General features: G+C 39.0%; 7 protein-coding genes. 2 read left to right on the forward strand and 5 right to left on the reverse strand.

Features of this window, described 5'->3' with window-relative positions; all coding sequences use genetic code 11:
* The first annotated feature begins 31 nt into the window (after positions 1-31).
* Complete coding sequence (uxaC, locus tag FEE95_RS03025; RefSeq protein WP_138656352.1) at positions 32-1438, forward strand: glucuronate isomerase; 1407 nt, start codon at positions 32-34, stop codon at positions 1436-1438.
* Between the two features lie 13 nt (positions 1439-1451).
* Here the strand turns inward: uxaC and FEE95_RS03030 are convergent, their stop codons facing one another.
* The 4 genes from FEE95_RS03030 to FEE95_RS03045 form a co-directional block, all read right to left on the reverse strand.
* Entirely contained in the window at positions 1452-4316 is a 2865-nt protein-coding gene (locus FEE95_RS03030; protein WP_138656353.1) for a DUF5060 domain-containing protein, read from the reverse strand.
* Between the two features lie 90 nt (positions 4317-4406).
* A complete protein-coding gene (locus FEE95_RS03035) occupies positions 4407-7706 on the reverse strand; it encodes a VCBS repeat-containing protein (protein WP_212748413.1) in 3300 nt (1099 codons plus the stop codon).
* Between the two features lie 67 nt (positions 7707-7773).
* Complete coding sequence (locus FEE95_RS03040) at positions 7774-9348, reverse strand: RagB/SusD family nutrient uptake outer membrane protein (RefSeq protein ID WP_138656354.1); 1575 nt, start codon at positions 9346-9348, stop codon at positions 7774-7776.
* A 16-nt stretch (positions 9349-9364) separates the two neighbouring features.
* Positions 9365-12418, reverse strand: a complete 3054-nt coding sequence (locus tag FEE95_RS03045; RefSeq protein ID WP_238474489.1) for a SusC/RagA family TonB-linked outer membrane protein — start codon at positions 12416-12418, stop codon at positions 9365-9367.
* Positions 12419-12477: 59 nt separating this feature from the next.
* On the opposite strand from FEE95_RS03045, the gene FEE95_RS22085 reads away from it, so the two are divergent.
* A complete protein-coding gene (locus FEE95_RS22085; protein WP_171036967.1) occupies positions 12478-12651 on the forward strand; it encodes a hypothetical protein in 174 nt (57 codons plus the stop codon).
* Positions 12652-12922: 271 nt separating this feature from the next.
* Here FEE95_RS22085 and FEE95_RS03050 read toward each other — a convergent pair whose 3' ends face one another.
* On the reverse strand, positions 12923-14011 hold the full coding sequence (locus tag FEE95_RS03050; RefSeq protein WP_138656356.1) for a sugar kinase: 1089 nt from the start codon (positions 14009-14011) through the stop codon (positions 12923-12925).

A 14011-nucleotide genomic window follows, 5' to 3' on the forward strand; every position in this document is an offset into this window, starting at 1 on the left:
ATTGTCAATTGCGACCAAAAAGAGGATTTAAATGCACCGACCATCCAAATTCATTCATGATAATTTTCTTCTTGAAAATACTTTTGCAGAGGAGCTCTACCATGAGTATGCATGTAAAATGCCGATTATCGATTACCATAATCATTTACCACCAAATGAAATTGCCGAAAACAAGATTTTTGAGAATATTAGTCAAATATGGATCAGTGGTGACCATTATAAGTGGCGGGCCATGCGAACTCTTGGCATTAATGAAAAATATATTACAGGCTCGGCTTCGGATCAAGAAAAGTTTCAAAGATGGGGGCATACGGTTCCGTATACCATGCGAAATCCATTATACCATTGGACTCATATGGAGTTGGACCGATACTTCGGAATATCTGACTTATTAGACTCCGAAAATGCGGACCAGATTTACAATGAAACTGCCCAAAAATTAAGCACAGAAGCTTTCAGCGTTCAAAGTTTATTGACAAAAATGAACGTTGAATCCTTATGTACTACAGATGACCCAACAGATTCCTTAGAACATCATCAAAAGCTTTCGAAGAGCGATTTCAAGACGAAAGTAAGTATGGCCTTCCGGCCAGATAAAGCCATATTTATTGGATCCGACTCATATAAAGAGTATCTAAATAAATTAGCTCAAGCCTCAGAAATAACTATTGATTCCTATGATAGCCTTTGTGATGCGCTTCGCAATCGAGTAGTATATTTTCATGCCAATGGATGCCGCCTATGCGACCATGGTTTTGAGCATATGTATGCTGAAGCTTTTACGGAAACCGAGGTTAAGACTATATTTAAAAAGAAACACGAAGGATTGTACCTCTCAAAAGAGGAAGTTCTTAAATATCAGAGTGCACTCCTCCTATTTCTATCTGAATTGTATCATGAATTCGGTTGGGTGCAGCAATTTCATTTAGGAGCCTTGCGCAATAACAACAGTAGAATGCTTGAAAAGCTTGGCCCAGACACTGGCTGGGATTCTATAGGTGACTTTCAACAAGCCAGTAGTCTCTCAAAGTTTCTGAATACCATGGATAGTAAGAACAAATTGGCTAAGACTGTTATCTATAATAATAATCCGACAGATAATAATATGATGGCGGCTATGATTGGAAATTTCAATGATGGCAGTATCAAAGGCAAGGTTCAATTCGGGTCAGGCTGGTGGTTTATGGATCAAAAGGAAGGTATGATTGACCAAATGAACGCTCTTTCAAATATTGGACTTCTTAGCTGCTTTATAGGGATGCTAACTGATTCAAGAAGCTTTCTGTCTTTCCCCAGACATGAATACTTTAGACGTATTCTTTGTAACCTTTTCGGAAAAGATATCCAAAATGGTGAACTACCAATTGACATGAAATGGATTGGAAAGATGGTGCAAGATATTTGCTACAATAATGCTAAAGGGTATTTTGAGTTTTAACTACATATTATTGTTATTTGGGAATGTAATTCTCATCCCTTGTCATTATCCACTTGTCTAATTCGAATCCATCTTCACGCATTGCAAAAGTGATGATATGTTCCCCAGCAGTTTTAATATCTAGATATATTGCATTAGGAATACCGCAATGGTTCTGAGGAACCCGCTGTGCAGAAGACCATGTCCATTTATTCTTTCCTTCACACCATTGCATGCGGGCACCACTTTCTGGCCACTTTCCATCCAAACCAACGTGTACTCCGTTATCCTCGGAACCAGATGAAAAAGCTCGTGCCCATATATAATATTTCCCTGGCTCAGAAATGTTTACCTTATAGGCTACCAATCCTCCTGTACCCTGTTTTGGAAAAAAGTTTACTCCATCCATTAAATTATCATCATGCGTTACTCTAGTATCTGGCAAAGCCTCAATATACTTGCCACCACTTGCATTCTCAACATGGTTTTCTAAATCACCCATATTCATAACATCCGCAGGGCGTATATACCAATTTCTGGGCGTTCCATTATCAGAGCGGTATTGATAATCTTCTGCCTCCACAACTATGATTCCATCTTTTTCTGTAAAAGGAACGGCACTCTCCATTTCTTCTTCCATAGATAAATTCGAGGGGGCGAAAATTAGCCTATTCCACCTACCGCGAGACCAGGCCGTTTCATCATTTTCAGGTATTTTACCATTGGTCACTGCCATGGACTCAACCTGAATAATATCATTTGTCGCCACAAAGTATTCCCCAAAATTATGGTTTACTTCATCATACGTATCATTTGTAGGCGGATTCACCAAAGTATCCAGAACTGATCCGTTTACCTTTACTACATAAGAAGATTCTCCATCATTCTCTGTCATGGTAGCCAAAGACAATCTGTACATTCCGCGCTCTCCATTAAACACCGTTTTGGCCTGTGCAAATTTGTTTCTCAAGGATTTATTTGCGGCATCAATAGCCAAAGCTTTATTTTTTTCATCTTTATAATAAGTAGATGTTGCGGATGACGGATTGATTTGAAAATCGCTGAGAGAATGAAGTGACATGCCCTTTTTAATACTTTTGATAGCAGATGTTGTTACAGGTCGCTTGGCCTTTAGCAAGGCCACCCAATCTTTATCTTTACTTGGAGGGTAACCAATGTTTACTTTAGCTCCGCCTTTCACCGAACGAACCGAACCTTTTTGAAGTGGTCCTCCTAACCTTGGGTTATACCATTTTATAGGGAATGTCGTCTTAGCACCCGTTAAATCAATCTCCGTTGCTTCAACCTTTGGCATATAAATAGCATATACATTTCCATTTTCAGCAAATACAAAATCATGAACATTATCGGTAAGTCCGTTGGCTGCCTTCATTTTATTGAATGGTAAATTGACTCTGAAAAATTCAAGGGCATGCCTAGTTTGATCCCAAAGTAGATCTCTTGAACGCAAATCCTCACAATTGAGGTCCATATGAGCAAACTTATACCCAAAATACCATTCAACACCAAAACCACCAGCCATAAGGTTACCCCAAAGTACTTGGGAACGCATCTCGTCATGATTCGGGTCATCAACATCGGGCTTTGCACCCACATTTGCAGGCCCGATTTCATCTAATGGCACTACCCATTGGTGCCCCGCCTTTTGTGATTCACGAATCCATTTCTGAGTAGTCGTATTCACCTCATGCGGGTGATGCAACTGGATAGAAGGTCCTGTTAAGTGTTCATAACCCAATAAGGGTTTCAAAATTGGATCATGCTCATGAGTTTGCGCATGAGTATGTACAGCAATATGATTTTTATATGGATCGTTTGTTCTTATATATTCCGCACTTTTTTTACGATCATTATCATCTTGAGCTTTAGGAGACCATCTTACATATCCATTTTCTTCTCCTAAATTCCAAGTCACACCCAAATGATTTGCAAATCGGGCAATTAATTCACGATAGTATAATTTACGCTGTGTTTTGGTTTGACCAATATCTAATAACAACTCATTCTCTGTCTCTTGGGTAAAAATGTGTAGCATGATTCCTAAAGAATCCATATGGTCGAAGAGTATTTCCCACTGGTCTAATTTACTGCAATCAAATCGGTAACGTTCGTTTATATTGTTCCATGGCCAAACATCATTCCCATCACCTTGCACGTTCATGGTTAAAAAGTACATAGAATTCATCCCTTTTGATGCCAAGTAATTCATGACTCCTATAATACTCTTACCTTTTCCGTTTTGCCATGTAGGGTCTCCATCTCTCCAGTCCTTAGCATGCGATTGGTATTTATGAGAGGCGGGGGTTTGATCAAATTCATAATAGCCCAATAAGTTTTCGGGACTACCCGCACCACCTTTTATAAAATACTCTTTTGTTCCCTCAAATTGCAAGTACCTTTCGCCTACATATTTTAGTCGTCCTTTAGCTCGAAAATCTATGCCCTTTTTATTTGAAGGATCAATATTAAAACTACCCTTCAATCCATCAAAGGCAACGGCTTCACCAGCGTCAAACTTATCACTTACGGCTATTTCCTTTCCTTTTCTAAAAGAAACTTTATAATCCCATTGACCAACCATGTTTGGCCTAAATCTTACTTTCCAAACATTTCCTTTATTCGAGCTGGTTTCAGAGGCATTTCCATCTGCAGAGTAAAACCCTGGTACTACAAAGTTTTGCCTTCCATTGGTGAAGGTTACATTTAGTCTGTAACTTAAAAACGGGTTTTCTTCTGCATTTTCAGAAGTTTCAGGACCCTCAAATACCAAAGTAACTTTGTGCCATTTCTTCAATTCACCTAGAACTTTTTGTGCTTGAATCCTATGATTTTGTAGGAAAATAAGGAAAATACCAAATAATATAACTGTTTTTTTCATCCCTTTTTATTGATGCTAGATTAATTTAGATAACTTTTAGTCTGGTCATAGACCAACCTTTAGCTTTGTATTTTATTCCAATAAATAATATTACCTAAGTTTAAGAAGTCTCAACTGATTATTGTTCAAGGCTATCAAAAAACCAACCTTGTTACTAGTACCTAAGCGAATAGTTGTTATATCCTTAACCTCTCCATTAATAAAAAGATTACTTTTTTTTGGTTTTACAACATTCCAACCTGTTGCACTGCCTGAAAGAACAAGGCCTACTCCAGCATCATTTCTCGGGGTCTCCACTTCGGATTGCAGAAGGTTTCCGCCCGAAATGACATCTGGGTATTGATCTCCATTATAATCGAATATTTCGAATGCACTTATTGATGAAAATTGAGTATGATTGGGTAACTCATGCATTTCGAAAGAACCGTTGCCTTTATTTTCTATCCAATGATGGGCAAAAGTATCAACCCTATATTTTAACGACTTTTCTAAGATGCTCTTTCCATAGATATCGTTCAAATCAGCATTAGCGAAAGATTCAAATGTTTCAAAACGTTTTTTAATTGCGGGTACCTGTTGAGACGAGCATTCCCGACCTCGCAACGGAAGCTTAACACCCTGTTTTTCATAACTCAAAACGATGTCTGAAGTACCGTTCTCATCAAAATCGTTTGCATAGATTTCAAAAGGCGAACTTTTACTTGTCTTATACTTATAATTCAACCCTAGATTCCCTGCTAGGTAGTCAAGATCGCCATCTGCGTCTATATCCACTTTCTGGAGATCATACCACCAACCACGACTTTCTTCAAATCCCATTTTTTCTGTTACCTCTTCAAAAGCATTTCCTGTATTTTTGAAGAATCTTATGGGCATCCATTCACCGGACACGATAAGGTCTATATTTCCATCAGCATCAAAATCATCCCAAAGGGCCGAAGTTATCAAGCCAGCATTACTAAGTTCCGGTGCCAATTCTTGTGTTACATCGGTAAAATGTACCTCTAAATCCTTTCCTCCATCATTTCTAAGAATATAACTTTGCGGCGGGTACGGATAATTGCCGGGGACGATTCTACCACCAACAAAAAGATCCAAATCCCCATCTTTGTCATAATCCGCAGAAACAACTTTCAAGCCACTTGATGTAATTTCTGGAAGGGATTTTTCAGACTTTATGAAGCCCTCATTTGTATTTATGTATAATCGATCTTGATAATGGGTTTGGTGAGCACGCTTATTATTTCCTCCATTGACTATATATAAATCCAAATCGCCATCAGTATCGGCATCGAAAAACAAAGCCCCGGTATCTTCAAATTGCGAGTCCGTTTCCCATGGGCCTTTCATGATCGTAAAACCCCCTGTCAAGTCTTGAATATAAAGCCGTGCTGCACTTTTCGCGGCATTTCCTATAAAAAAATCATCAAGACCATCTTGATTCACATCACCTACAGCAAGACCTGGGCCCAATTGTGAGTTTTTATGAGGGAGTAGGGGTTCAATTCGGTAGTCGTCATAATAATCTTCTTTATGGATAAAGTTTATACCTGATAATTGGGATATATCGGTAAACCTTGATTCTGCCTTTGAGAACTCATTCTTAGTGAACTCAGTTGAATCTATTTTTATTACTATTTTTTGATTGGACGAAATGTCCTTTAGCGTCTGACTCTTGCCATTGGGCCAAACTATCGTAATTTCTTCAATGGTAGTTGAACTACCCAAGCCAAAATGTAGAATAGGCTCGGTACTCGATTGATACCCTCTTGTTAAGGTCAATTCTTGAGTTTGTTTTCCAACATCTGTATTAAGTGTTACTTTGGCACCTAATCCGAATGGATTTTTAGGCCCCGCATCTAGTTTAACTTTTAAATAACCAGCATTAACCGTATTTGTAGAATTGGCATAAATGGAAGCTTCAGAATCCAAGTTATTGATTACTAAATCAAGATCTCCGTCATTATCCAAATCTGCCGCTGCAAATCCATTTGAAAATCCTTTTGCATCTAAACCCCATTCTTTTGTTGTTTTAGAAAAGGTATTATCTCCGTTATTACGGAATGAATAATTCGAAATAGGCGTACTTGGCATAAGCCGGTAATCTCTTTTTTCTTGTTTCCCAAATGGACTTCTAGAATCGTACTTTACGAGTACATCATTGTTGTTTACATCTCTTTTGACACCATTGGACACAAAAACATCACTAAAACCATCATTATCAAAATCAGCAAATACGGTACCCCAACTCCAGTCCGTTGTGGCCATACCTGCAAAGCGAGAGATATCACTAAAAACAGGAACCCCCTCTGAGTTGACCCCATTGTTCATTTGTAATGAATTCTGCATATATTGGTAATTAAACCCCAAATCAACCGCCTCGTAAAAGGTTTCAGGCCGCATACTCGCCATATTGGTTTTAGAACGTTTATGGTCTTCAGCAGTCATGTCAACTTGCATAATATCCATTAATCCGTCATTGTTGAAATCCCTTGAATCAATTCCCATTCCGAACATTGAGGTATGGCTCAGGGCCTCCTCGGCAATCTCGGTAAAGGTACCATCCCCATTATTTTGGTATAAGTAATCTGGTACATTAAAATCATTGGATAGGTATAGGTCTTTGAAATTGTCATTGTTGAAATCTTGCGCAATCAATCCCAAGGTCATACCAAAATTTCGAAGACCTGCTGAATCGGTAACGTTGGTGAAGGTTTCATTTCCATTATTTCGGTATAAATGACCAGAATCTTCCATGGTATTTATATCCATCTTATCATAATAATATGCATTACCCATGCTGACCTCTACGATGGGGTAGTTAGCCACGAAAAGGTCGAGGTATCCATCGTTGTCGTAGTCAAAGAAAGTTGATTGAATCGAAGTGCTGTTATCGTTTATGCCATAAGCTGAGGCCTTTTCTGTGAATGTATTGTCCCCATTATTAATAAAGAGTTGATTTTCTCCGTTAGATGCGAATTGAGATACGTTCACATAGATGTCAAGGAACCCATCATTGTTAACATCGGCCATCGTAGAACCGGTATACCATCTCGTATCCCCTGAAACACCAGCTTTTTGGCTAATATCTTCAAACTGCAAGTTACCTTTATTCAGATATAATTTATTGGGAACAAGATTTCCGGTGAAGTAGATATCAGGTAGACCATCGTTATTGATATCTCCAATTGAAACTCCTCCTCCGAGATATAGATATGGAAAATTGAAATAATTTAAAGTATCGTTTTCGACAATATTATTCGAAAATAAAATTCCGGAAGTCTTGGAAGGTACTTTTTGAAAGTTTGTTGCGGAGGAGTCATTTTGTTCATCATCACAACTGGCCATAAGTATGGCCAGAGCAATGAAAAAAAATAGATTTCTTCGCATAATTAAATATAAAGAAAAAAGGAACCACCAAAAATGGCAGTCCCAATTAACTACTAACTCAACAATATTAATATCCCGGATTCTGTACTAAATTCGGATTTTGGTCCAATTCATTCTGTGGAATGGCCATATACTCCCTACCCGGTTTGAAAGCACTTGTACCAGCACTTCTAGATTTTACATCGGCAGGATTGTTAACAATCTGATCAACCACTTTACCCCATCTAAGCAGGTCAAAGTACCTCGTACGTTCAAACGTTAATTCCTTGACACGTTCATCTTCGATATCTTGCATAGTTATTGCTGTAAAGGCAGGCATGTCAGCTCTTGCTCTTACTTGGTTGATAGCATCTAATGCGGCAGCCGTAGACCCACTAGACATGAATTCAGCCTCAGCGAACATCAACAAGACGTCAGCATAGCGCATCATTCTTAAATTATTGCCTGCACCATGCCAACCCTCAGCTAAGGACTGTGAGAGTCCGTTAAATTTCCAATCGAGCCATTTATTGCCATAGACATCCGTAGCTGCTGCATCGTAAACATCTGTATATGCCTGATCCGTATAGGTCTTAGATTCAAGCACTTCTCCTTCGTATGTTGTTGTTTCCGTAGTATTCCAAAACAATGTAACGAATGCTCTTGGGTCAATTTCATCATTTATGGTCCTTTCATCAAGAAATAAATCCAGTGCCCATTGGTTAACCGTCATACCATCTTGATTTGTAAAACCTGCTGGTGCGAAATCAGGTTGGTAACCAGATCCTTTTCCCCTATTTGGAGCGTCACCACCCCAACCACCATTGCCATCGGCAATAAGTTGAATTTCAAATAGTGATTCAGCATTGTTTTCGAACTCTTCAGTGAAGTTATGTGCATAGTTATCTACCAATTGGTACGTGCCGCTGCTCATTATCTGTTGAAATGCTGTTTTGGCTTCGGCATACTTGCCTTGGTATAACAGCGCTTTACCCAAATAGGCAGTCGCTGCACCAGAGGTAGCCCTTCCTGTCTGGTCCGAAGGCCATGATGCGGGCAATAATGATTGGGCAGCTTGCAAATCAGCTTCTATTAGTGCCCATACTTCTGTAGGATCCGCTTGTACTATAGACAGTGGGTCTTCAATTTCAGTAAAAGGAATTGTAAGTAATGGGATATTTCTCCAATTATTTAACAAGTTAAAATAGTTGAACGCCCTAAGGAAGTGTGCTTCACCAAGAATATTATTTTTAGTGGCTTCATCCATTTCAATATTGGGTACTCTAAAAAGAACTTCATTAGATCTTGTTACACCTTGATACATAGCTTGCCATACCCATCTAATTGGATTGCCCGCAGGATCTGTGTTAAAATAACCTGCTTGTGTTCTATCAGATGTACCAAAACCGTTAACGACATCATCTCGGTAATCGGATAGGAAAACCTCAAACCTAGAATAATATAAAATGTTGGTCAATGGGCTGTAAGCACCGATGATACCTTTTTGCGCATCTTCAGCTGTTTGCCAAAACGATGTTGGGGTCAATGCATTTGGGTTCGGTTGATCTAAAATGTCATCAGAGCAATTTAAACTTACGAGACTAGCCGTAAGCAAAGCGAACCCTGTTTTAATTGAACGATGTAGTTTTTTAAAATTTTTCATATGTAATTTTTTTGAGTTAAAAAGAAACTTGTAGTCCAAGTTGAAAGGTTCTACCTGTAGGTGTGGTTCCTTCGTCTATCCCAAGATTAAATTGACTCGAACCGCCTCTTCCGTTTCTACCAATTTCTGGATAATATCCTGTATAGTCAGTAATGGTAAATAAGTTTATCGCCGAAACATATAGTCTCAGTTTACTTAATTTAATCTTATCCAAGAAACTATCTGAAAGACTGTACCCTATTTGCGCATTTCTTAGTCTAAAGTAAGCACCATTTTCAAGATAGAAATCTGACATTCTTCTGTTGAAGCCATTGTCAGCCTGCGTGTTTCTAGGTATTGTAGTATTTGTATTCGAAGGCGTCCAAGCATTTAATGCTTCGGCCAAATAATTACCATCCGTATCAAAGAAACCTCTATATCTATTACTATTCAGAAGGGTATTTCCTGAAACACCATTAAAGAAAAGGTTTAAATCCCATTGTTTGTAATTGGCGCCAAAGTTAAAACCATACTCAAAGTTTGGAATGGCGCTACCGATAAAGGTTTGGTCGTCTACATCAATATCACCGTCACCATCCAAATCTTTAAACCTTAAGTCTCCAGCTACAGGGTTTCCAGAAGCGTCGTTAGCTGCAGCTGCTTCAGCATCACTTTGATAAATACCATCTACTACATATCCAAAGAAGGACCCTATTGGCTGACCAATATCAGTTCTCTTACTATTTAAGCTATTGGAAGTGAAACTACCTGTATTTATAGGGGTAGAACCACCTAGACTGGTAACTTCATTGTTTAAAGTAGAGAAATTAATCGAGGCATTAAAAGAAAAGTCCTCGCTCAATTGATCTACGTAGTTTGCGGAAAATTCAAATCCCTTGTTTTCAACACTAGCCGTATTAAATGGAATGTTATTGTTAAATCCAGTATAGATCGGGAGTCGAATACCTATTAAAATATCCTCAGACTGTTTAACGAAATAATCCATAGTTACATTCAGCCTGTTATTCATCGCTCCAAAATCCAAACCTATATCAGTAGTTTTTGTAGTTTCCCAAAAGATATTCGGGTTAACTCCTCGAGTAATTGAATACCCAGTAACTCTACCAGGAGAATCTCCTAAAACGTATTCACTAAATAAGTTCAGCGTTGGATCAATCGAATATACCCCAACATTATTAGAGCCGATTTCACCGTAACTCGCTCTAAATTTCAAGTTTGTAATTGATGAAACATTTTCCATAAATTTTTCATTGCTAATGTTCCAAGCAAAAGCAGCTGATGGGAATGTACCCCATCTTAGGTCCGGAACAAATAATGAAGACCCATCTCGCCTTAGCGTCGCTGTAATCAAATAGCGATCGTCGAAAGAATAGTTAAGTCTACCGAAATAAGACTGTATAGCAGATGTGTTATCAAATGAAGGTGTATTTGAAACCTCTTCAGCTGCAGATGGTACACGAAGACTATTAGAAGGAAACCTTCTTGCGTCAACACCGAGCCTTCTTGTATTATTTTCTTGTTGGGTAAAACCACCTATGATATCTACACCATGCTTTCCAAATGACTTTTTATAATTTAATGTATGTTCAATCAAGGTAGACAAAAAGGTGTCATTTCGTTCGCTTAGTTCAGCAAAATTACCCAGGTTGCCATCTATGAAAACTTGATCTAATGGTCTAAACCTAAAATTATTATTCAGGTTGAATTCTAAACCTAAGTTTAACTTATAAGTTAACCCGTTAAATACTTCATAAGAAGCTGCCAAGTTACCCAGTATATTGGTATTAGTAACTGTTCTATCTTCTAGAGCAGCGACACCTAGTTCGTTGATTATAGTACCAGGACCATAAAAAGTTGCTAAAGCAGATCCTGGTTCTAAATCCGAGGAGTTCCAATTACCGTCGTTATCTTTCAGACTAATTGTCGGTAGTAAATTACGTTCCTTGTTAAAGTATGGATTAGGATTATTAATTGATCTTGTTAGACCAATTGTGTTTTCTAGTCTGAACTTTCCTTTTGTAAAAGAACCATTTGCTCTTATGGTATATCTTTCGAAATCATCATATTTTACAACACTCTCACCATCGAAATGACTTAGTGAAAGGCTGTAAAGTGTATTTTCGCCACCACCGGCCAATCTAAGGTTTGTATTGGTGAGTGAGGCCGTCCGTATAGATTCGTCGTAAAGATTACTAGAATTACCTGGACTAAACGCGGTATCGTTTGCAGGTGACCTATCAGTACCATCGTTATCGTCGGCTCTATTTACAATATCAGCATATTGTCTCGCATCAGCCCAATCTACTTCGTTGACCAAATTGGTAATCCCATAATTGGTGTCAAAGTCTATTGTTAATCTTCCTTTAGTTCCTTTTTTTGTTGTAATAATAACCACCCCATTGGCTGCTCGAGAACCATAAATAGCTGTCGAAGAGGCATCTTTTAAAACCGAGATAGTATCAATATCTTGAGGGTTCACCGAGTTCATGTTATTGGTAATTACACCATCAATCACGAATAATGGGCCAGCGGCCGAGAGAGTACCCGTACCCCTAATAGTTATAAGAGCCGTTGATCCAGGAGACCCTCCTTGGGACTGAATATTAACTCCTGCCATTCTACCTTGAAGAGCCTGTGCAGGATCACTAAAGGTTATATTTTCGATATCATCCCCCCCAACTGTGGCTACAGCACCCGTTAAGTCAGATTTCTTCTGAGACCCATAACCTATTACCACTACTTCTTCAAGTTGACTGGCGTCTTCTGTAAGTGAAGCATTAACTGTTGATCTACCAGCAACAGCTTCTTCTTGGGTTGTATATCCCAAGTAGCTGATTACTAAAGTAGCATTCGAATCTGCCTCAATTGTATAATTACCATCAAAATCAGTTTGAGTACCATTTGTCGTACCTTTCACAAGTACATTTGCTCCGGCCAGGGACTGTCCAGCTGTATCAGTAACTACACCACTTATAGATGTTTGCGCGTGGCCCACGGCGAAAGCAGCAAGCCAAAAAAACGCAAAAAGCAGAATACGAAATTGGCCTTTTTTTTGAATTGATTTAAACATTTTCATAAGCATTTGGTTCTAAGAGTTGTTAGTTTATTTATTTCGGGATAAAAGTAATTATGAAGAAAAACCAGAAGCGCAACAAACTACCCGAATGGTGCAACAAATGGTTTAAATCACAAAACCCTTATGGAAACCTTTACTTCCATCGTCTAGGTGGTAATGATTTTAAGGAAAACAATCACAGGCTAGCCGGTAATTGGCAAATCATTCAGAGACTCTTAAAGGAGTGAACCATTACTTGATGCTGGAGATGTATTTAAAAACCGAGATAAATTCAATTTTAGAACTTTTCGGTTTATGGAATATTAAGAGTCCTTGTGCTTTATTGAGATTAATACCCCTTTTACATATAATTTTAGAAAAGGCCACGAATTGTCTTCACTGACAAGCCAACATCATTGGGTTTCTCGAGATTGTTCTTTACTTCTTGATTTCCATTGCAAGAAATCAAAAAGGGCTATGATCTATAAAAAACACAAATGGCTCTTTCATAACAATAGTTTAACGAACCACCCGCCCTGAAGCATTACCGCCCATTAATCGTTCTACCTCTGCACGAGTGGAATAATTGAAATCCCCTTTTATGGAATGCTTCAAGCATGAAGCGGCAACTGCATAATCAACAGCCCTCTGAGTTTCACTCAATTCAGGAGTTATGGAAGCGAATATTAATCCGGCAGCAAAGGAATCCCCACCACCAACACGGTCAACTATGTTCTTTATTTGATAAGGCCTATAGTTTCCGTTTTCATCCAAAGGTGCAAAAGACGGAGTATCGGTTGCGGCATCAAAAAGCATTGCTCCCCAGTTGTTATGGCTTGCGGAAAGACTTTCCCTTAAAGTAATGGCTACTTTGCTCACATTGGGGAACTGTTGCACAACCTGCCGCGCCACATCGGGATACCTAGAAATATCCAATGCGCCCGAATGCACATCGGTATCGCCAGCTTGAATGCCCAAAACATCATGACAATCCTCTTCATTGCCCACGATTACATCTACAAACGGTAAAATGCCGCGCATTGTTCTTTGTGCTAAATCACGCTGCGAATAATTGGAATCCCACTTCCATAGCTTTCCCCTAAAATTTAAATCAATGGAAACAAAACATCCTGCTTCTTTTGCTTTCTGTGCCGCAACCAAGGTCGCTTCTGCCGCATTTTTCGAGAGGGCAGGGGTGATTCCACTTAAATGCAACCATTGTGCATCCTTAAAAATCCCTTCCCAATCATATTGGTCGGCCTTAGCTATCGATACGGCAGAACCGGCTCGGTCATAAATGACATTACTGGGCCTTTGATTTGCTCCTGTTTCGAGAAAATAAAGTCCCAATCTGCCTTGATCCGTGCGTAGAATAAAATCGGTATCAATACCGACGGCACGGACTGAGTCCATGGTCGCTTCGGCCAAAGCATGTTTCGGCAAGGCGGTAACATAACGCGCTTTTCCACCAAAATTACAGATTGAAGCCGCCACACTTGCCTCTGCTCCGGCGTAGGTTACATCGATATTTCTCGTTTGTCTTAATCGTAAATTCGCCGGGGCCGCCAATCGGCCCATTATTTCTCCAAAGGTTACTACTTTCTTCAT

The organism is Maribacter algarum (ex Zhang et al. 2020) (assembly GCF_005885635.1).
Taxonomy (GTDB): domain Bacteria; phylum Bacteroidota; class Bacteroidia; order Flavobacteriales; family Flavobacteriaceae; genus Maribacter_C; species Maribacter_C algarum.